19 protein-coding genes are annotated in these 19,204 nt (G+C 58.7%); 10 read left to right on the top strand and 9 right to left on the bottom strand.

All coding sequences use genetic code 11. The features are described from left to right. Positions 1–5: 5 nt before the first annotated feature. The 7 genes from K5D32_RS02110 to K5D32_RS02140 all read right to left on the bottom strand — a co-directional run bounded on the left by K5D32_RS02110 (position 6) and on the right by K5D32_RS02140 (position 5,263). Complete coding sequence (locus tag K5D32_RS02110; RefSeq protein WP_025260540.1) at positions 6–632, bottom strand: response regulator transcription factor; 627 nt, start codon at positions 630–632, stop codon at positions 6–8. Positions 633–964: 332 nt separating this feature from the next. Continuing rightward, positions 965–1,363, bottom strand: a complete 399-nt coding sequence (locus K5D32_RS02115) for a response regulator (protein WP_221575899.1) — start codon at positions 1,361–1,363, stop codon at positions 965–967. A 194-nt stretch (positions 1,364–1,557) separates the two neighbouring features. Next, entirely contained in the window at positions 1,558–2,889 is a 1,332-nt protein-coding gene (locus K5D32_RS02120; RefSeq protein WP_025260538.1) for a deoxyguanosinetriphosphate triphosphohydrolase, read from the bottom strand. A 66-nt stretch (positions 2,890–2,955) separates the two neighbouring features. Beyond that, the gene (locus K5D32_RS02125; protein WP_221575898.1) at positions 2,956–4,116 is read right to left on the bottom strand and encodes an EAL domain-containing protein; all 1,161 of its coding nucleotides are present in this window, start codon (positions 4,114–4,116) and stop codon (positions 2,956–2,958) included. 97 nt (positions 4,117–4,213) lie between these two features. Next, the gene (locus K5D32_RS02130; protein ID WP_025260536.1) at positions 4,214–4,555 is read right to left on the bottom strand and encodes a hypothetical protein; all 342 of its coding nucleotides are present in this window, start codon (positions 4,553–4,555) and stop codon (positions 4,214–4,216) included. Beyond that, on the bottom strand, positions 4,552–4,944 hold the full coding sequence (locus tag K5D32_RS02135) for a phage holin family protein (protein WP_025260535.1): 393 nt from the start codon (positions 4,942–4,944) through the stop codon (positions 4,552–4,554). Before K5D32_RS02135 ends, K5D32_RS02130 begins: the two co-directional genes overlap by 4 nt. A 4-nt stretch (positions 4,945–4,948) precedes the next feature. Further along, positions 4,949–5,263 (bottom strand): YqjD family protein, encoded by a 315-nt coding sequence (locus K5D32_RS02140; RefSeq protein ID WP_025260534.1) that lies wholly within the window; start codon positions 5,261–5,263, stop codon positions 4,949–4,951. Positions 5,264–5,651: 388 nt separating this feature from the next. Here K5D32_RS02140 and K5D32_RS02145 point away from each other — a divergent pair, with 388 nt between their 5' ends. From K5D32_RS02145 to pcaC, 8 genes are all read left to right on the top strand, one after another. Further along, a complete protein-coding gene (locus tag K5D32_RS02145) occupies positions 5,652–6,734 on the top strand; it encodes an acyltransferase (protein ID WP_221599089.1) in 1,083 nt (360 codons plus the stop codon). Between the two features lie 100 nt (positions 6,735–6,834). Further along, entirely contained in the window at positions 6,835–7,074 is a 240-nt protein-coding gene (locus K5D32_RS02150; RefSeq protein ID WP_025260532.1) for a glutaredoxin family protein, read from the top strand. Positions 7,075–7,108: 34 nt separating this feature from the next. Next, the gene (gene pcaQ, locus K5D32_RS02155; RefSeq protein ID WP_221599090.1) at positions 7,109–8,038 is read left to right on the top strand and encodes a pca operon transcription factor PcaQ; all 930 of its coding nucleotides are present in this window, start codon (positions 7,109–7,111) and stop codon (positions 8,036–8,038) included. 129 nt (positions 8,039–8,167) lie between these two features. Continuing rightward, complete coding sequence (pcaH, locus tag K5D32_RS02160; protein WP_221575895.1) at positions 8,168–8,887, top strand: protocatechuate 3,4-dioxygenase subunit beta; 720 nt, start codon at positions 8,168–8,170, stop codon at positions 8,885–8,887. 12 nt (positions 8,888–8,899) lie between these two features. Continuing rightward, positions 8,900–9,502, top strand: coding sequence for a protocatechuate 3,4-dioxygenase subunit alpha (pcaG, locus tag K5D32_RS02165; RefSeq protein WP_221575894.1), 603 nt, complete (start codon positions 8,900–8,902; stop codon positions 9,500–9,502). 72 nt (positions 9,503–9,574) lie between these two features. Further along, on the top strand, positions 9,575–10,924 hold the full coding sequence (locus tag K5D32_RS02170) for an MFS transporter (protein WP_221599091.1): 1,350 nt from the start codon (positions 9,575–9,577) through the stop codon (positions 10,922–10,924). A 20-nt stretch (positions 10,925–10,944) separates the two neighbouring features. Next, positions 10,945–12,306, top strand: coding sequence for a 3-carboxy-cis,cis-muconate cycloisomerase (locus tag K5D32_RS02175; protein WP_221599092.1), 1,362 nt, complete (start codon positions 10,945–10,947; stop codon positions 12,304–12,306). Beyond that, entirely contained in the window at positions 12,303–12,701 is a 399-nt protein-coding gene (gene pcaC, locus K5D32_RS02180; protein ID WP_221594599.1) for a 4-carboxymuconolactone decarboxylase, read from the top strand. The genes K5D32_RS02175 and pcaC overlap by 4 nt, the downstream gene beginning before the upstream one ends. Before the next feature lie 64 nt (positions 12,702–12,765). Here the strand turns inward: pcaC and K5D32_RS02185 are convergent, their stop codons facing one another. After that, on the bottom strand, positions 12,766–14,022 hold the full coding sequence (locus K5D32_RS02185) for an OprD family porin (RefSeq protein WP_221575890.1): 1,257 nt from the start codon (positions 14,020–14,022) through the stop codon (positions 12,766–12,768). 244 nt (positions 14,023–14,266) lie between these two features. On the opposite strand from K5D32_RS02185, the gene K5D32_RS02190 reads away from it, so the two are divergent. Continuing rightward, positions 14,267–15,151, top strand: a complete 885-nt coding sequence (locus tag K5D32_RS02190; RefSeq protein WP_221599093.1) for a DMT family transporter — start codon at positions 14,267–14,269, stop codon at positions 15,149–15,151. A gap of 109 nt (positions 15,152–15,260) precedes the next feature. Here the strand turns inward: K5D32_RS02190 and K5D32_RS02195 are convergent, their stop codons facing one another. Next, positions 15,261–16,589, bottom strand: coding sequence for an MFS transporter (locus tag K5D32_RS02195; RefSeq protein ID WP_221575888.1), 1,329 nt, complete (start codon positions 16,587–16,589; stop codon positions 15,261–15,263). Between the two features lie 611 nt (positions 16,590–17,200). On the opposite strand from K5D32_RS02195, the gene quiC reads away from it, so the two are divergent. Continuing rightward, positions 17,201–19,108: a 3-dehydroshikimate dehydratase QuiC gene (gene quiC / locus K5D32_RS02200; RefSeq protein ID WP_221575887.1), complete on the top strand. Its 1,908-nt coding sequence runs from the start codon at positions 17,201–17,203 to the stop codon at positions 19,106–19,108. The last annotated feature ends 96 nt before the right edge of the window (positions 19,109–19,204 follow it).

Consider the following 19,204-nt stretch of genomic DNA (forward strand, 5'->3'; position numbering starts at 1 on the left):
GGTTCTCACACTAGCGCGTTGCGTTTTGCCATCTCGATAAGTTCTACCAAGGTCCTGGTTTTCAGCTTTTGCATGAGTCGCGTCTTGTAAGTACTGACGGTCTTGTTGCTGAGGAACATGCCCTTGGCTATTTCCTTGTTGGAACGGCCCTGGGCAAATAATTGCAATACCATCAATTCGCGATCATTCACCAGCTTGAATAGTTCTATTTCGCTGGGCTGCCCATCTTCGCGAACGGCCGGAGTCAGTGCCTGACTGGGGAAGTAATTGTAGCCGGATAATACCGCTTTGACAGAACTCAGCAGTTCGCTCAGGTCTTCCTGTTTGCAGACATAGCCGGCCGCTCCGGATTGCATGCAGCGGATGGCAAATATGTTCGGGGTTTGCGAGGTCAGCACCAGAATCTTTGATGACAGTCCCATGCTGTTGAACCGGGCCAGGACTTCCAGGCCATCGAGCTTGGGGATGCTGATGTCAAGGATGATCAGGTCAGGCATGCATTCGCGGACCATCTGCATGGCATCCACACCATTATCTGTTTCGCCGACCACTTCATAGTTTTCGTTTTCCAACAGCATCCTGACGGCCAGGCGAATAACGGGGTGATCGTCGATGATAAAAACTGAGTTCATAATTCAATCCATACAAGCAGCGAAGAAAGCGCGCACCTTAGCTCAGATGTTCGGGCAGGCACATGAATGGACCCGCCCGGCAGGCGTATATAGGAAAGTTCCTACAGTAATTAGAGTATTGGAGTACGTAAAAGCCCACGCAAGGATTTAAGTTTTTAAAAAATTCAATATGTTCCAGTGTGCAGATTAGTTATTGGGTTTCATGTTGTTTATCGCGTTTCGGAATTACCCTTCAACACAATCGTAAGCGGCCTACAGTGTAAAAGTGCATTCGCTGGCGTAACGCCAGTCTGATCGCTCCTGGAATAGGGTATGGAGGGGCGTGCTTGAAATCAGCTTCTGGCAGGCAGCTTGCCCAGCAGGCGGGAAAGGTCAGGGCCATGCAGGGGTTTGCTCAGGCAGCCCAGAAGCGGGATTCCGCGTACAAGGGCTTGCTGCTCCAGTTCATGCAGGTGCGACGGGTCAAGGCCGCTGAGGACGATGGCATGCCGGATGAAGCCCTGTTTATAGGCCTGATCGATCAGGTCGAAGCCCATTTGCTCGGGCAGACACTGGTCACACAGGATCAGGTCGTAGGGTTGCACACTGCGCTCCATGGCGGCCATGGCTTCGAGGGCGTTCAGGGCTGGAGTCAGCAGGAAGTAGCCTTGATTGTTCAGCAGGATCTGGGTGGCGATCAGTTGAAAAGGGTGATCCTCTACCAGCAGGATTCGCAAGTCGTTTTTAAACATGAGGTTTCCGGCAAGGCGGCAGAGTGCCTTGCTGGCGCTTGCCAGTTCGGCAGTTAAAGTGGCTGGATTATTGAGGGTGCTGCGAAGGGGTGGCGATAGGACGTTTTTGGCCTGTGTGTAGGCCTTTTCTGAAGTTGTTGTGCATGAGATGGTCTGGCCGGGCACATGAGGCAAGCGTGTCCGGCCGACGGGTGCTATATCTGCCCGGAGCGGCCAGTCATTTCCCTGGCCATTTCGGTGGCGTAGCTGTCGGTCATGCCGGCAATGAAGTCGATCATGCGCAGAAACGAGCTGTGCAAGGGCGCCTTGGGATCGGGTGCGTTGTTACCCAGCAGGTCAAGGATGCGCCGGTTCTTGAACGAAGGGGCACGTCCTCCGAACTGTTCGACAGCAGCACCACAGAACGCATTGAGCAGGATTTCCAGCGTGGTGTAGGCACCGATTTCATGCAGGGTCTTGCGCTTGTCCTGGAAGATCTTCTTGCGCGCCATGTCCTTGGCATTCAGCACGCAGCGCTTGGCCGGACCATGCATGTGTTCCACCAGATCGCCGGGAAGCGTGCCCGCCAGCAGGGCGTCCTGCTGTTCGACGAAGGCGCGGGCGGCAGCATTGGTCAGGTGCTCGATAGCCTTGCCGCGCAGAATGGCCAGTTTACGTCGGCGCGAGTCGCCCGGGCCTAGCTGGCGATAGGTTTCGGGCAGATCGTCGCCCACCAGGCCCAGCAGCAGCGACTCCACCTCGGCGTAGTCCAGCAAGTCCATTTCCAGGCCGTCCTCCAGATCGATCAGGGCGTAGCAGATGTCATCGGCGGCTTCCATCAGGTACACCAGCGGATGGCGCGCCCAGCGCTGATCTTCGAGTTGCGGCAGGCCCAGTTTATGGGCGATCTGCTCAAGGATCGGCAGCTCGCTCTGGTAGCAGCCGAACTTGTGCTTCTTGTAACCCAGAGAATCGGCATGCCGGGCTGTCCACGGGTATTTGAGGTAAGTCCCCAGAGTGGCGTAGGTCAGGCGGGTGCCGCCGTCGAACTGGTGATATTCCAGCTGGGTCAGGACGCGAAAACCCTGAGCGTTGCCTTCGAAGTTGAGGAAATCGTTGCGCTCGGTTTCACTCATCGCATCGAGCCAGCCACGCCGGGCAGCCTGATTGAACCAGTTGCGGATCGCGTCCTCACCGGAGTGGCCGAACGGCGGGTTGCCGATGTCGTGGGCCAGGCAGGCCGATTGCACCACCATGCCCAGATCGCTGGGGTCGCACCAGTCGGGCAGGGCGCTGCGCAGGGTTTCGCCGACGCGCATGCCCAGAGAGCGTCCGACGCAACTGACTTCCAGCGAGTGGGTCAGGCGCGTATGGATATGGTCGTTGCTGGAAACCGGGTGGACTTGTGTCTTGCGCCCCAGACGCCGGAAGGCGCCCGAGAAGATGATGCGGTCATGGTCTTTGTGGAAAGGGCTGCGGCCCAGTTCTTCAGGGCTATGCAGCGGCTTGCCGAGTCGTTCGCGGTTAAGCAGGGTCTGCCAATCCAAGGCGTTCACTCCGTTGTTTTCGAGTCCGTCTAGCTTCCCGGTTCGGCCGCAGGACCGCAAGGCCTGTCACAGCCCGGCGGCATCGATATCGATCAGCAGAAGGCGGTTGCCATTATCGAAGAACTGCCCGGCAGTCAGGCAATACTGGTTGCTGGTGGCATCTCGGTAGGTGTTGGACAGGGTCAGCCTGCGCTCGTCCCAGCCTTCGGCCAGAAGGTGATAGAAGTAAGGCCGCCAGGACCAGTTATGCCCCAGATAGCGGGCGTCGGCGTGCCAGGCACCCTTGAGCCATTCCAGGTTTGGCGTGAGTTGAGTGCCATGCCGGTCGCATTGATAGAAACGCAGCAGCCACGGGTAGTCTTGTACCTGCGGCAACTCGCTGACCGGCAGCCTGTTTTCGGCCCAGCGTTGCAGCAGATGCATCAGTTGCGTCAGTTGCTGGCGCAGTACCATCAGCCGGGCACGTTCTGCGACCTTCTGCAGGACGTAACGGTCTCGCAGTTCGGCAAAATGTGTGACGAAGGTGTCGGCGGCAAAAAAGTCCAGCTCACCCCTGGCGAACAGATAACCCTGCACATAGCGGGAGCCGCATTCCAGGGCGAAATTCAGTTCGGCCTCGGTTTCCACGCCTTCGGCAATGATCCAGCAACCGGTCTTTTCTGCCATCAGGGCCAGCGCCTTGACCACATCACTGCTCGGGCCACCCCGCGCTGCGGCCTGGAACAGGCGCATGTCGAGTTTGAGAATGTCCGGCTGCAGCGACAGGACGCGGTCCAGTTGCGAGTACCCGGCACCGAAGTCGTCAATGGCGATCCGGGCGCCGGCCTCGCGATAGCGTGCGACGACATCGGTCAGGCACTGACTGTCACCGCCCAGTTCGGTTATTTCAAACACGATGCGCTCGGCAGGAACGTTGTGTCGATGCAACTGCTCGAGGCTGGGGAGGGCTTGTCCGGGTCGAAGACGGCTGATCCAGCGGGGCGAGATATTCAGGCTCAGAAACCAGTCATCGGGCGCTTCATGCAGACGGCTAAGGGCGTTGTCCCGGATCAGCCGGTCAAGGCGGCGCAGATCGGCAGCAGGCACTTTCGGGTCAGAGAACAGCGGTCCGACCGATTCCAGCTGGCCGTTTTCCTTACGAATTCTTCCCAGAGCTTCAACACCGGCAATGCGTCCGGTAGCGGTATCGATGAATGGCTGAAAGCAGGCAAGGGGTTGCCCTTTCACATAGTTCTCCTTACTTGCACAGCACCAAGACCCGCCACGGATCGACTCCGGGGCGGGCACTTGTTACACATGTTGCAAGAATGCAGCCAAGCAGAGGTCAGCGCTTGTCCGTACGGTTTTGCAGGGCAACCTTGAGCAAGGGCAGCAGGGTGACGCCCAGCTTCACCAGGCGGCCAATGGTGCTGGCCTGGCGGTTCTTGGCGCCCCGGCCGCTGAAGAAACCCAGCAGAGCGACGGCACCGACTCCCCACAAGGGCGCATGCTTGATGCCCAGGGCGCCTTGCCAGTCGTTTTTCAGGCCGCGCATTCGTTGCAGGGGTTGCAGCAGGTGAGCGGACTCGTGACGTATTTCCTGGCGATGCATTTCCATGCGCAGGCGAATCAGCGCCTTGCGCAGTTCGCGCCGTGTGTTGCCGCTGTGCGACTTCGGTTCATTCATGGCATCAGTCGCTCACGGTCGTTGGCCAGTTCTTCTAGGGTCGCGCTGAAAGGCGAAGACTCATCAAAGATTGCTTCTTTCAAGCGCAATGCACAGAACACTGCCGCCAGGAAATAGAACGAGCACAGGCCAATGATGCCGGCCAGGCGATAGCTGTCCCACAGAATGATCAGGAGCAGTGCCGACAATCCGGTCAACAGCAGCAGGGCGAATACCAGCGCCAGTCCTGCGAACAACAACAGGCTCAAAGTGCGGGCTTTCTGTTCCTGCAACTCGATCCCGAACAGTTCGACATGGCTGTGCAGCAAACCGAGAAATGCAGCGCCCAGGCGCCGCGGTGAAGAGCCCTGGTCCGCCTTGGGCGACCCTGATTCAGTTCCGAGGCTCATGGGATCAACGCCTCGTTGCCAGCAGGCCCAGAATGAACCCGACACCGGCAGCGATACCTACCGATTGCCATGGATTGTTCTGGACATAGTCTTCAGTGGCGATGACCGCCGCCTGACCGCGCTCGCGCAGGGATTCTTCGGTCAGTTTCAGGGTTTCACGGGCGCGCAACAGGCTTTCGTGGATCTGGCTGCGCAATTCGTCTGCCTGGTCGCCAGCCAGAGTGGCGGTATGTTCGAGCAGTTTTTCGGTGTCGGCGACCAGGGTCTGAAAATCGGCCATCAATATATCTTGAGCATTTTGTGCTGTTTGGCGAGCCATGGTTTTCTCCGTCAGGTGGCGTATGGATGTTTCGAGTGCAGCGTATTCGCGAAGGTTCATTTCAATTGCCGCGGCCAGTCCCGGTGCAGCAGCGTGTGGCTTATATTGGTGCGTCATCGCAGGCGAGCGCGCTAATTTGGCGTGTTCTGCCACAAGGATGCCAGCAAGGGTCGATGCAACTCATCTGGATAAAGGTAATGCATTGTCGAAGATTTTGCGTGATTGTGCCTTGCCCGTGTCGGACTGCTTCCATGAAGGTGAAGCTGAAAGGCAGGAGCCCGGGGTTTCATAATTTCCACGCTTGGCTATGCTCTGTATCCAATTGTGGGGCTCGGTCATCGGGTACTGCGTTGCCATGGAGCAGCGGCGGTCAGTAATGGAGAAAGGCATGGAGCGGCTGTATTCCCTGCAAGGGCTCAGGGGCGTGGCGGTGTTGGGCGTCGTGCTGTTCCACATGATGTCATTGGAGGAAAAATTTTCCGGCGGCGATATTCTTCTGCCGCCTTTTCTCGATTTCTTTCAGTTGGGTGTCGATCTGTTCTTTGTGATCAGCGGCTTCGTGATGGTGATTGTCAGTCGCGGGCGCTTCCAGAACGGTATCGAGGCGCAGCGCTTTTTGTTCAACCGTGTTTCGCGAATCTACCCGACCTACTGGCTGTATTTCTTCATCACGCTTGGGGTGTATCTGGCCATGCCCGGTATGGTCAACAGCGGCCATGGCTCCTCCAATCTGCTGATGTCCTTCCTGCTGTTGCCCAACGATAAAGTCCTGCTGGTGATGGTGGCCTGGTCGCTGCTGTTCGAGCTGTGGTTCTACCTGATGTTTTCCACTTTCCTGTGGTTTCGTGAGCGTAGCCTGCCGTTGCTGCTTGGGGGCTGGGCCCTGGTCATCGTGGTGTTCAACAGCCTGGAGAACTGGCAGGACTATTCATCGGCGCTGAAGATCATCCTGCATCCCTATTCACTGGAGTTCATCATTGGCGTGGCCCTGGCGCTGTTCTTCTATGGGCCACACAGCGCTCGGGTACCGACGTCGACGGTCTGGGGGCTGCTGGTTATTGCGCTGTTGAGTATGCCCTTGATTGGTATCTATCGTCTTCACGACAGCCAGGGCTTGCTGCGCATGCTGGCCGTGGGGTCGGCATTCGGCGCACTGGTGTTGAGCCTTGTGTTGCTGGAGAGGCGTAAAAGGATCGCCATGCCAGGGTTTCTGGTTGCCGTGGGCGACATGTCCTACACGGTCTATCTGTCGCATCTGCTGGTGCTGGGTGTAATAGGTCGGGTCTGGCATCTGGCTGGCGCGTGGCCCGAGAGCTATCTGGACAACCTGTTCTTTGCGTCGCTGATGATGGCTGCCGTGGTGTGTTACGGCTGGGTAGGCTACCGCTGTTTCGAGAAGCCGGTGCTCGATCGTGCCAACGAGTTCAGCAAGCGGCGCTTCAGGAATGACGCGCGCCTGGTGGGCTCCTAGAACCTCATGTCCGCTGACCGGCCCAGCCTGTTTGACGCACTCGCGCTGACGCATCAACCGTCCTAGAATGGTTAGCCTACTGTCTCGGAGGATGCGTTTCATGCCACCCGAATGCCAATTGTTCGGTACCTTGGGCTGTCATCTCTGTGAGGTCGCCGAGGGGATTCTGCTGCCTCTGGTCGAGCATGGTCTGCTGGTCGAACTGGTGGATATCGCCGACAACGAAGCTTTTTTTGAAGACTATGGCCTGCGGATTCCCGTGTTGCGACGCATCGATACCGGTGCCGAGCTGGATTGGCCCTTTGACAGTGAGCAGGTCGCTTTTTTTCTGAGTCATTGAACTGCTTTACCTCTCATAAAAGGCCCGGCGCGCGTTGAATATCGATACCCGAATCAAGTTTCGTCATCTGGTGTGCTTTCTTGAAGTGGCGCGCCAGGGCAGTCTGGCTCGGGCCTGCGATGCCTTGGCGATCAGCCAGCCGGCGCTGTCCAAAAGCCTCAAGGAACTGGAAGCCCTGCTGGAAACCACGCTGTTCGTGCGCAGCAAGAGCGGTGCTGCACTGACTGAAGCCGGTGTGGCGTTCATGCGCTTTGCCGGGCCGAGCGTGCAGGCGTTGCGCGAAGGTGTCAGCAGCCTGCGTTCGGGGGAGCATGAAACGGTCACGGCGCGGCTGGGTGTGTTGTCCACCGCTGAAAGCCTTTTGGTGCCTGAGGTGATCAGCAGGCTGCACGAGCGGCATCCGGCTCTGGTTGTCAGCGTGATGACCGGCCCCAGCGCCTATCTGTTGTCGCAGCTTCGGGTCGGCGAGCTGGACCTGGTCGTGGGGCGCATGACCGATAGCCCGCAGATTCAGGGTCTGACCTTCGAGCATCTGTACAACGAGTCGATGACGCTGGTGGTTCGCAATGATCACCCCTTGCTGGCTGCACCTCTCAAGCGCGAAAGCCTGGAAAGTTTCCCGCTGGTCCTGCCGCTGGCCGGCACCACCATCCGCAAATTCGCCGACAGCCTGTTCGTGCAATACGGCATTCAGCCGCCACGCCAGCGTCTGGAAACCCTGTCCCTGACTTTGAGCCGGCGTTATGTGCAGTGCAGCAACGCGATCTGGATTGCGCCGCTGGATGCCGTGCTTCAGGAACTGCAAAGCGGCACATTGGTGGAGCTGGACATGGGAATTCGCGAGCCTGGCGGTTCAGTGGGCCTGTGCAGTAACCCGGCCTTGCCCTTGTCACGGGCTGCACAATGGTGTGTGGACGAGTTGCGTGGCGTGGGTGAAGCGTATCGTGAAGGGTACTACACATAACCATTTGGTTATGGATGATGCGGTTTTTTTCAATTTTCGACCTGGGTTCTCCCGCGCGACACTTCGCCGCAGCCTGCAGCGCAAGTGATCGATACTTGTGCTCTCCATAAAAAGAACAAGGAGAACGCCATGTCTGTCGCGGACAATAGCCGTTTCGTCATTCGGGATCGCAACTGGCATCCCAAAGCACTGACACCTGATTACAAGACCTCAATCCTGCGCTCCCCGCGCCAGGCGCTGGTCAGCATCCCACAATCGGTTTCCGAAGCCAGCGGGCCGGACTTTTCACACCTGAAGTTCGGTCAGCATGACAACGATCTGCTGCTCAATTTCAACCATGGCGGCCTGCCGATCGGTGAACGGATCATCCTTGCCGGCCGGGTCTGCGATCAGTACGGCAAGCCGGTTCCACACACGCTGGTGGAGATCTGGCAAGCCAACGCCGGTGGCCGCTATCGCCACAAGCGCGACAGTTATCTGGCCCCCATCGACCCCAATTTCGGCGGTGTCGGACGAACCCTCACCGACAGCGAAGGCAACTACAGCTTCCGCACCGTCAAGCCCGGCCCGTACCCATGGCGCAACGGCCCCAACGACTGGCGTCCTGCGCACGTCCATGTGTCGGTCAGCGGCCCGTCGATTGCCACGCGCCTGATCACGCAACTGTATTTCGAGGGCGATCCGTTGATTCCGATCTGCCCGATCGTCAAGGCGATTGCCAACCCTGATGCGGTCCAGAGCCTGATCGCCAGGCTTGACCTTGGTATGGGCAATCCCATGGATTGTCTGGCTTATCGCTTCGATATCGTTCTGCGCGGCCAGCGCAAGACTCACTTTGAAAACTGCTGAGGAGGTTTCGACATGCCCGTTCAACTGTTGCAGGAAACACCTTCGCAAACCGCTGGTCCCTACGTGCATATCGGTCTTGCGCTGGAAATAGCCGGTAACCCTACCCGCGAGCTGGAAATCTGGAACGAGATGGCCAAGCCCGGTGCGCCGGGTGAGCACATCCTGTTGCTGGGCAATGTCTATGACGGTAATGGCCATCTGATTCGCGATGCGTTTCTGGAGTTCTGGCAGGCCGACCACAATGGCGTCTATGACAGCGTCTACGGGGCTGAAAAACCGTTCAATGGCTTTGGTCGCACCGCGACAGGGGATGATGGCCTGTGGACGCTCAAGACCATCAAGCCGGGTGTCGTGAACAACGCTGCAGGAGTGCCGATGGCGGCCCATATCAACGTGTCGCTGTTTGCCCGGGGGATCAATATCCACTTGCAGACGCGGCTGTATTTCGACGATGAGCCTCAGGCCAATGCGGTCGATCCGGTGCTGAACCTGATCGAGCAGCCGCCACGTCGCGAAACTCTGATTGCACGGCGTTGCAGCGTCGATGGTCAATTGGCCTACCGCTTCGACATCTGGATTCAGGGCGAGAACGAGACGGTGTTTTTCGACTTTTAACAAGTCGTCATTGCGTGCGTTGCATGGCGCCAGCATTGGCTGGCGACCTTATAAAAATAAAAGGAAACATCCATGACGCTTTCAGCTCGCGAGCCCGCCACGGGCACGCTCGACGTGCAGCTCTTCATCAACAGCCAGCCGCTGTCCCGTTATCAATGGCGGATTGTTGCGTTGTGCTTTCTGATCGTCTTTCTCGATGGGCTGGATACCGCAGCCATGGGGTTTATTGCCCCCGCGTTGAGTCAGGACTGGGGCATTGACCGTGCCAGCCTTGGGCCGGTGATGAGCGCTGCCCTGATCGGCATGGTCTTCGGCGCACTGGGCTCCGGGCCGCTGGCCGACCGCTTTGGTCGCAAAGTGGTGCTGGTGGTCGCAGTGTTTGTGTTTGGCTTGTTCAGCCTGGCTTCGGCCTACAGCACCAATATCGACCAGTTGCTGGTGCTGCGTCTGCTGACCGGCCTGGGGCTCGGTGCAGCAATGCCCAACGCCACCACGCTGCTGTCCGAATACACGCCCGAGCGCCTCAAGTCCTTGCTGGTCACCAGCATGTTCTGTGGGTTCAATCTGGGCATGGCGTGCGGCGGTTTTGTTTCGGCAAAAATGATCCCCAGCCTGGGCTGGCACAGCCTGCTGATGCTCGGCGGTATCCTGCCGTTGCTGCTGGCAGTGGTGCTGATGGTCTGGCTGCCGGAGTCGGCGCGTTTTCTGGTGGTGCGCAATCGCGGTGCAGAGCGGATTCGCAAGGTACTGGCGCCCATTGCGCCGTCTGAGGTAGCGACCGCCGGGGATTTCAGCGTCCCGGAGCAAAAGACCGTCAGCAGCCGCAATGTACTGAAGGTGATTTTTTCCGGCACTTACAGCACCGGAACCTTGCTGTTGTGGCTGACCTATTTCATGGGCCTGGTGATCGTTTATCTGCTGACCAGTTGGTTGCCGACCCTTATGCGTGACAGCGGCGCGAGCATGGAGCAGTCGGCGTTCATCGGTGCCTTGTTCCAGTTTGGCGGTGTGCTCAGTGCCGTGGGTGTCGGTTGGGCCATGGACCGTTTCAATCCGCATAAAGTGATTGGCGTGGCCTATGCGCTGGCCGGTGTCTTCGCCTGGCTGGTCGGGCAGAGCCTGCACAATGTTGCGCTGCTGGCGACCCTCGTTCTCATGGCAGGCATGTGCATCAATGGTGCGCAATCGGCGATGCCTTCGCTGGCGGCCCGGTTCTATCCGACCCAGGGGCGTGCCACGGGTGTTTCGTGGATGCTGGGCATCGGTCGCTTTGGCGCGATTCTCGGTGCCTGGGCCGGTGCTACCTTGCTTGGACTGGGGTGGAGTTTCGAGCAGGTCCTGACCGCCCTGGTGATTCCCGCAGCCCTGGCCGCATTGGCAGTATTGATCAAGGGTTGGGTCAGCCATGCGGATGCCACCTGACTTTTATCTGGAGCGGTGATGTGAACAGACCGAGCAATCAACTTTTCGATGCCTATTTCACTCAGCCCCAAATGCGCGAGGTGTTCTGCGATGCCGGGCGAGTGCAGGGCATGCTGGATTTCGAGGCCGCACTGGCCAGGGCTCAGGCGCGGGTTGGCCTGATTCCCGGTGAAGTCGTGGCGGATATCAATGAAAGCTGCCGCGCCGAGCTGTTCGATTTCGATGCCCTGGCCGTTGCAATCGGTAATGCGGGCAACTCGGCGATTCCGCTGGTCAAGGCGCTGGGCAAGCAGATTGCCCAGCGTAACCCTGAAGCCGAACGTTACGTGCATATGGGCGCTACCAGTCAGGATGTCATGGACAGCGGGCTTATCCTGCAAGTGCGTCGTGCCATCGAACTGCTGGAGCGCGATCTGCAAGAGCTGGCCGACGCCCTTGTCGTGCAGGCCCAGCGTCATTCGCAGACGCCACTGGCCGGCCGCACCTGGCTGCAACAGGCGACGCCAGTGACGCTGGGCATGAAAATCGCTGGCTGGCTGGGAGCGGTAACCCGCCATCGCCAGCGTCTGGACGAAATCAGGCCACGCTTGCTGTGCCTGCAATTCGGTGGCGCCTCCGGCAGTCTGGCGGCCTTGGGTGATCAGGCTTTTGCGGTGGCCGAGGCGCTGGCGGGCGAGTTGCAGTTGAGCGTGCCCGATCAGCCCTGGCATACCCAGCGTGACCGGCTGGTGGAGTTCGCCAGCCTGTTGGGCATGATCGCGGGCAGCCTGGGCAAGATGGGCCGGGATATCAGCCTGTTGATGCAGACCGAAGTAGGCGAAGTGTTCGAGCCCGCGGCAGCAGGCAAGGGCGGTTCTTCGACCATGCCCCACAAACGAAATCCGGTGGGCGCAGCGGTGATGATCGGCGCGGCAACTCGCGCGCCGGGGCTGGTCGCCACCCTGTTTGCAGCCATGCCTCAGGAGCACGAGCGCAGCCTGGGCCTGTGGCATGCGGAATGGGAAACCCTGCCGGAACTCTGCTGCCTGGTGTCCGGCTCGTTGCAGCAGGCCTTGCAGGTTGTGCCTGGGCTGGAAGTCGATGAGTCGCGGATGCTGGTGAATCTGGACTCCACCCGTGGGCTGGTGCTGGCCGAAGCCGTCAGCATCGAGCTTTCCCGACGCATCGGACGAGACGCTGCGCATCATCTGGTTGAACAGAACTGCCGACGAGCGGTGCAGCAAGGCGCGCATCTGCGTCAGGTGCTGGGCGAGGATCCTCAAGTCACTGCCCAATTGTCATCCCAAGAGCTGGATCGCTTGCTCGACCCGGCTCATTACCTTGGTCAGGCCCGACTCTGGGTCGAACGTGCCGTGGCCGAACATACAAGGATCAAGCAATGAACGAAGAAGAACGCTATCAGGCCGGCATGCAGGTTCGTCGTGCGGTACTTGGCGATACCCATGTCGATAACAGCCTGAAAAAACTGACGCCGTTCAACGAAGAGTTCCAGGAAATGATCACCCGCCATGCCTGGGGCGATATCTGGACGCGCCCCGGCCTGCCACGTCATACCCGCAGCCTGATTACCATCGCCATGCTGATCGGCATGAATCGCGAAGGGGAATTGCGTCTGCATCTGAGGGCCGCCAAAAACAATGGCGTGACCCGTGACGAGATCAAGGAAGTGCTGATGCAGAGCGCGATCTATTGCGGGATTCCGGCTGCCAATGCGACTTTCCATCTGGCTGAAGAGGTGTGGGACGAGATGGGCGTGGAGTCGTTGAACAAGGAGTGATGGCGGGCTCAGGAAGTCGGTGCATGAAAAGGCCGCCAGGGTTTTCCCTGGCGGCTTTTGGCTTTCAGAGCAGCGACAACGGATAGCTGACGATCAGGCGGTTCTCGTCGAACTGGTTGGTGCTGTAATCGCGGCGCATGCTGGAGTTGCGCCATTTGACGGACAGGTTCTTGAACGAGCCACTCTGGATGACATAAGCCAGCTCCGATTCCCGGGCCCATTCTTCGCCATTGGTGATGGTGCCTGTGTGTACGTTTTCGCCACTGATGTAGCGGTTCATCAGGGTCAGGCCGGGCACGCCGAGTGCGGCGAAGTCGTAGTCATGGCGCAACTGCCAGGAACGTTCCTTGGCGTTTTCGAAGCTGGAGTTGTAGCTGTCGTTGGCCAGGGTGCCGCCACTGGTGCCATTGACCCGCATCCAGGCGCTGTCGCCGCTGACTTTCTGCAGGCCGAGGTAGAACGTGTTGCCGCCGTAGCGGGCCGAGAGCATGGCCGACCAGGTCTTGTTGTCCATGTCGCCGGCCAGTGACTGGCCGTCATCCTTGCCGTTGAAGAAACCAAGGTTGGCCCCCAGCACCCATTGTCCCAGCGGCTGGCTGTGGACCACATTCAGGTACTGCTGCTGGTAGATATCTTCGAGCTGGGCATACCAGAGGCCGACCAGTGTGCGTTTTTCATTGAAGGTGTATTCGCCACCGCCGAAGTTGAACCGGTCGGAGGTAAATGCCCCGCGACCCTGCATCGACATGTCTTCCATACTTGCATCGTTACGCGGGCTGTTGGCGCGGAACTGGCCGCCGTAGAGTGTCAGGCCGTCGATTTCCTTCGAGGTGATCTGTCCGCCACGGAAGGTCTGTGGCAGCGAGCGGCCATCGTCGGAGCGCAGGATGGGCAGCACCGGCATCCATTCGCCGACTTTCAGCTCGGTCTTGGAAAAGCGCGCCTTGGCCGCAACGCCCAGTCGTCCGAAATCATCGGCGGGGCGTCCGTCACCATGTATCGGCAGCAGTTGTGTACCGCCGGAACCTTTACCGCCGTCAAGCTTGAGGGAGTAGAGCCCCAGCACATCGACACCAAAGCCGACGGTGCCCTGGGTGAAGCCGGAGCGGGCGTCGAGAATGAAGTTCTGGGTCCATTCCTGAGCACCGTTCTGGGCGTTGTCAGGGTCGACGAAGTTGCGGTTGATAAAGAAGTTGCGTAGGTTCAAGCCCACCTTGGCGTCATCGACGAAGCCTGCCGCCTGACTGAAGGTGGGAGTGAGACTGGCTGTGATAGCCGCAGAAAAGCCGCAAAGGATTTTGCAGTTGGATTTCAAGCGCATGAGGTAGGAGCCTTCTTATCATTATTTGTGGGCAGTACAACTGGCTCTGATAGTAAAGACCAAAGAAGCGTCTGCAATTGGAAAAATGCTATTTCGTGCGATTATCGACCAAAAATTAACTGGTTGGAACATTTTAACGAGACGTCCCGATTACTGCCTGCGATGCTCACTCAAAAATGATTGCGGCCCCGCTGGGCGAGGCGCGTGAATATTCTTCAGTTGCATGCCAGAACAAGGAAGCCCGATGAGCACTACCAGCACGCCGCTATCCGGTGTCAATCAACCCCTCAAGGGAATTGGCCTGATCCTGCTGGCGACCTTTCTGTTCGCCAGCCATGACACACTCTCCAAATATCTTTCCGGCTTCTATCCGGTCATTCTGGTGGTCTGGGCGCGCTATCTGGTTCATACGCTGCTCATGGCGTTCATTTTCATGCCGTCGGCGGGGTTGCGGGTATTGCGCACCAAACGACCGGGTTTTCAGGTCTTGCGTGCGCTGGCCCTGCTGGGTACCAGCCTGTTGTTTACCAGCAGCCTGATGTTCATCCCTCAGGCTGAAGCCACAGCGGTCAACTTTCTTGCGCCGTTGCTGGTCACGGCCTTGTCGGTGCCGTTATTGAAGGAGCGAGTCACGCGGGGCCAATGGCTGGCGGTGGTGGTGGGGTTTTCGGGGGTGATCGTGATCATTCACCCGGGCGGTGAACTCTTTACTCCGGCGATTCTGCTGCCGCTGTCTTCGGCCTTGTGCTTTGCGATCTATCAACTGCTGACCCGTCTGGTCAGCCCGTACGACAGCCCGACCACCAGCAACTTCTTTGCCGGTCTGTTCAATACCTTGCTGATGAGCGCACTGGTGCCGTTTTTCTGGCAGACGCCTGAGCTCAAGCACTGGCCGTTTCTATTGGCGTTGGGGGCGTGCGGGATGTCCGCTCATTTGCTGCTGACCCAGGCATTCCGTTTCACCGCGCCGGCTATCCTGGCGCCGTTCAGTTACTGTCAGATTGTCTTTGCGGGCTTTCTGGGGTTCATGGTCTTCGACCATATGCCGTCACCCATCGCCCAGGTCGGCATCGTGATCATCTGCCTGAGCGGGCTTGCTGCGGCTTGGCAGCAGCGCAGTAAAGGGTGAGTAGGAGCGGATTTATCCGCGAGACGTCATTGGCTGCAATACATTCTTTTCGGATGTACGGGCGTCTCGCGAATAAATTCGCTCCTACGGATGTTGCGTTTGAGTTCTATTACTCGCTGATCTTCGGCACTTTGCGTGGTGCCATGAAGAACATCCAGGTCAGGGCAATGAAGTACATCGCCGGGATCATGGTGAACAGCACGCTGTAGTTGTTATTGGTGGCCGTCAGTACTGCGCCGACCAACTGGGTCATGAACATCCCGCCGATGGCCGCACACATCCCGCCGAAGCCGAAGACGGTGCTCATCATGTGCTTGGGCGTGTAGTCCATTACCAGACTCCAGATATTCGCCGTCCAGGCCTGATGCGCACCCACCGCTACCGAAATGGCCAGTACGGCAACCCACAATCCGCTGGCATTGGCGGCAAAGATCACGCTGCAGATGGTGATGGCGAAGATCAGCATCGAGATCAGCCGAGCCGTGGTTGCCCGTACACCGCGACCAATCAGCCATGAGGACAGGATGCCGCCACCAATGCTGCCCACGTCGGCGGTCAGCCAGATCAGGATCAGCGGGATACCCATTTGCGTGACGCTGATGCCCAGGTTGTATTGCTGATTGAGAAAGGGCGGCAGCCAGTACAGGTAGAACCAGAACACTGGAGCGGTCAGGGAATAGGCCACGGCGAACGCCCAGGTGCCGCGCATCTTCAGGATATGTGAGAAAGGCACCTTGACCGGCTCTGGCTCGACTTCCTGGTTGATGTAGTCCAGTTCACTCTTGCGCAGGGTCGGGTGTTCTTCGGGGTTGTAATACTTCAGGCGCCAGATGATGACCCAGAACAGACCGAGCGAGCCCATGGCCATGAACGCGGCCTGCCAGCCCCAGATGGTCAGGATCAATGGCAGCAGGGCAGGGGTCAGCATGGCGCCGACGTTGGTCCCGGCGTTGAAGATGCCGGTGGCCACTGCGCGTTCACCTGCCGGGAACCACAGGCGTGTGGTCTTTACACAGGCCGGGTAGTTGGCGGCTTCGGTCAGGCCCAGAATGAAGCGGCAGATCATGAAGCCGACAGCGGATGTCGCCAGACCGTGGGCGCCGGTGGCCAGGCTCCAGAGCAGCACGGCCAGGAAGAAAGCACGCTTGACGCCAACCCGGTCAATGAACCGGCCTTGCAGTATGAAGCCCACCGCATAACCGACCTGGAACCAGAAGTTGATGTTGGCGTAGTCCATCGCCGTCCAGCTCATTTCCTTGGCCAGGATCGGCTGCATGACACCGAGTGCTGCACGGTCGATGTAGTTCAGGGTGGTTGCAAAGAACACCAGGGCAAGCATGCCCCAGCGGGTCTTGCCCACGGCCATGGCGCCACGAATCTTTTCGCCGATGCCTGCCCGGGCAGCCCGGGCGGCTGGGTTGGTTTGGGTGTTGATCATGATGTTCTAACCATCCGTTCCAAGACTGTGCAGTTCGCTACAGTCGGACTTGAGAAGTCCACTCGACTCAGGTGCTGTACCTGTAAAAAAGTGACGTCGTCGAATCGCTATGCCAGTGGCAATTTGCGCACGGGCATCTTCTGGACGATTTAACGGGCCAGCATCTTACAGGTTGAACCCTTCGAGTGCGCTGGGTTGATTCAGGCGTCGATGGATCGGATCGTAGGAACGACCGACAGATATCGTCGGTCCAGTGACCGGTCAGGGCGTATCGAGGTGATAGCGGACGGCGCAAGGAGAGTGGACATGAGCAATATTCCTGTTTTTGAAATTGTTATGGGTTTGTTGCCGTAAAGCGGAAAACGGACACGCGATGATCCTGCAATGTGTGGCAGATGGTGAGGACTGAGCGAAACAGCGTCAATCGAGGAAAATGGCTTCTGTTCGATAATCGAACGCAAAACTAACCGGTTCGTACACTTTCTGTTGATCTGGCATTTTGACAGGGAAATACTTTACTCGCACCCCTGTAATGAGGCCGATTCAGGCCGAGAATACGGTGCTATCCAGTCACGACCCGAAGAGGTTGTGCTCATCCAGGAGCTCAAAGCATGCAGCGTTCTATTGCCACCGTATCCCTGAGCGGTACTCTGCCTGAAAAGCTCGAAGCCGTTGCTGCAGCCGGTTTCGACGGGGTAGAAATCTTCGAGAACGACCTTTTGTATTACGACGGCAGCCCGCGCAACGTCAGGCAGATCTGCGCCGACCTGGGTATCGCCATCACTCTGTTCCAGCCGTTTCGTGATTTTGAAGGCTGCCGCCGTGACCGGCTTCAGCGTAATGTCGATCGTGCCGAACGCAAGTTCGACCTGATGCAGGAACTGGGCACCGATCTGGTACTGGTCTGCAGCAATGCCGCCGCCGACTCGGTGGGCGATGAAAATATCCTTCTCGATGACCTGAGCCTGCTGGCCGAGCGCGCCGGTGCCCGTAACCTGCGGGTGGGCTACGAAGCCCTGGCCTGGGGGCGTCATGTGAATACCTGGCAACAGGTCTGGAATCTGGTGCGTCAGGTTGATCACCCGGCCTTGGGCGTACTGCTCGACAGTTTCCACACCCTGTCGCTCAAGGGCGATCCATCGGCCATCGCACAGATTCCCGGCGACAAGATCTTTTTCGTGCAAATGGCCGATGCGCCGATCCTGGCCATGGACGTGCTGGAGTGGAGTCGGCATTTTCGCTGCTTCCCCGGGCAGGGCGAATTCGACCTGCCAGGCTTTCTGGCGCCGATCCTGCGCAGTGGTTACACCGGGCCTCTGTCGCTGGAAGTCTTCAATGATGGTTTTCGGGCTGCACCAACTCGTGCCAACGCCGCCGATGGTTTCCGCTCATTGCTCTATCTGGAAGAGAAAACCCGCGAACTTCTGGCCCGTGAGGCTGAGCCGGTGGCTTCCGAAATCCTGTTCAACCCGCCGCCTGCCAGCACCTATAGTGGCGTCGAGTTCCTCGAGTTCGCGGTTGACGAGACTCAGGGCGCACGGTTGTCCGGCTGGCTCGAACGCCTCGGTTTCGCTCGTCTGGGGCAGCATCGCTCCAAGGCGGTGAGCCTGTTGGGGCAGGGCGATATCAAGATTGTGCTCAATGCCGAACCTTATTCCTTTGCCCACAGCTTTTTCGAGGCCCATGGCCCTTCGTTGTGCGCCACTGCCTTGCGAGTGGATGACGGCACCAGGGCGCTGGAGCGGGCGCGTGCGTTCAAGGGCCAGCCCTATCGCGGGCTGGTCGGGCCGAACGAGCGTGAAATTCCTTCGGTGCGTGCGCCCGATGGCAGCCTGATCTATCTGGTCCAGGGCGCAGAGCCTGGCCAGTCGATCTACGACATCGACTTTGTCGTTGACCCCAAGACCAGGGATCAGGGCGGCCTGCAGCGCATTGACCACATGGCCATGGCGCTGCCGGCAGACAGCCTCGACAGTTGGGTGCTGTTCTACAAGAGCCTGCTGGATTTCGAGGCCGATGACGAAGTGGTGCTGCCTGACCCTTACGGGCTGGTCAAAAGCCGTGCGTTGCGCAGCCGGTGCAGCACGATCCGTCTGCCTTTGAACATTTCGGAAAACCGCAACACGGCGATATCCCATGCCCTGTCGAGTTATCGTGGCTCCGGCGTGCATCATATTGCATTCTCGTGCGAAGACATTTTTGCTGAAGTCCGTCGCGCCAAGGAGGCAGGCGTCCCGTTACTGGATATCCCGCTCAACTATTACGACGACCTGGCCGCACGCTTCGACTTCGATGACGAATTCCTCAGCGAACTGGCGTATTACAACGTGCTGTACGACCGTGATGCCCAGGGCGGCGAACTGTTCCATGTCTACACCGATGCCTTCGACGGGCGTTTCTTCTTCGAGATTCTGCAACGCAAGAACGATTACGTCGGTTATGGCGCGGCCAACGTTCCGGTGCGTCTGGCGGCCATGGCCAAGGCCCGTAACGTGGCGGCGCGTCAGGCACGTCTCTGACGTTTGATGTCGGGCTGCGCAGTGCAGGAGTGCTGCGCAGCTTCCCTCGATCCATTACGCGCTTCATAATCCGGAATTCAACCGTGGTCGTGAGCG

It is taken from the genome of Pseudomonas cichorii, assembly GCF_019719005.1.
Classification (GTDB): domain Bacteria; phylum Pseudomonadota; class Gammaproteobacteria; order Pseudomonadales; family Pseudomonadaceae; genus Aquipseudomonas; species Aquipseudomonas cichorii_E.

What these genes read in the sequence shown, in the direction of transcription:
- K5D32_RS02130 (WP_025260536.1), bottom strand. Translation starts at nt 4,555, where the DNA reads ATGAATGAACCGAAGTCGCACAGCGGCAACACACGGCGCGAACTGCGC.
- K5D32_RS02140 (WP_025260534.1), bottom strand. Translation starts at nt 5,263, where the DNA reads ATGGCTCGCCAAACAGCACAAAATGCTCAAGATATATTGATGGCCGAT.
- K5D32_RS02195 (WP_221575888.1), bottom strand. Translation starts at nt 16,589, where the DNA reads ATGATCAACACCCAAACCAACCCAGCCGCCCGGGCTGCCCGGGCAGGC.
- pcaH (WP_221575895.1), top strand. Translation starts at nt 8,168, where the DNA reads ATGTCTGTCGCGGACAATAGCCGTTTCGTCATTCGGGATCGCAACTGG.
- quiC (WP_221575887.1), top strand. Translation starts at nt 17,201, where the DNA reads ATGCAGCGTTCTATTGCCACCGTATCCCTGAGCGGTACTCTGCCTGAA.
- K5D32_RS02135 (WP_025260535.1), bottom strand. Translation starts at nt 4,944, where the DNA reads ATGAGCCTCGGAACTGAATCAGGGTCGCCCAAGGCGGACCAGGGCTCT.
- K5D32_RS02190 (WP_221599093.1), top strand. Translation starts at nt 14,267, where the DNA reads ATGAGCACTACCAGCACGCCGCTATCCGGTGTCAATCAACCCCTCAAG.
- K5D32_RS02145 (WP_221599089.1), top strand. Translation starts at nt 5,652, where the DNA reads ATGGAGCGGCTGTATTCCCTGCAAGGGCTCAGGGGCGTGGCGGTGTTG.
- K5D32_RS02115 (WP_221575899.1), bottom strand. Translation starts at nt 1,363, where the DNA reads ATGTTTAAAAACGACTTGCGAATCCTGCTGGTAGAGGATCACCCTTTT.
- pcaG (WP_221575894.1), top strand. Translation starts at nt 8,900, where the DNA reads ATGCCCGTTCAACTGTTGCAGGAAACACCTTCGCAAACCGCTGGTCCC.
- K5D32_RS02110 (WP_025260540.1), bottom strand. Translation starts at nt 632, where the DNA reads ATGAACTCAGTTTTTATCATCGACGATCACCCCGTTATTCGCCTGGCC.
- K5D32_RS02185 (WP_221575890.1), bottom strand. Translation starts at nt 14,022, where the DNA reads ATGCGCTTGAAATCCAACTGCAAAATCCTTTGCGGCTTTTCTGCGGCT.
- K5D32_RS02170 (WP_221599091.1), top strand. Translation starts at nt 9,575, where the DNA reads ATGACGCTTTCAGCTCGCGAGCCCGCCACGGGCACGCTCGACGTGCAG.
- pcaC (WP_221594599.1), top strand. Translation starts at nt 12,303, where the DNA reads ATGAACGAAGAAGAACGCTATCAGGCCGGCATGCAGGTTCGTCGTGCG.
- K5D32_RS02150 (WP_025260532.1), top strand. Translation starts at nt 6,835, where the DNA reads ATGCCACCCGAATGCCAATTGTTCGGTACCTTGGGCTGTCATCTCTGT.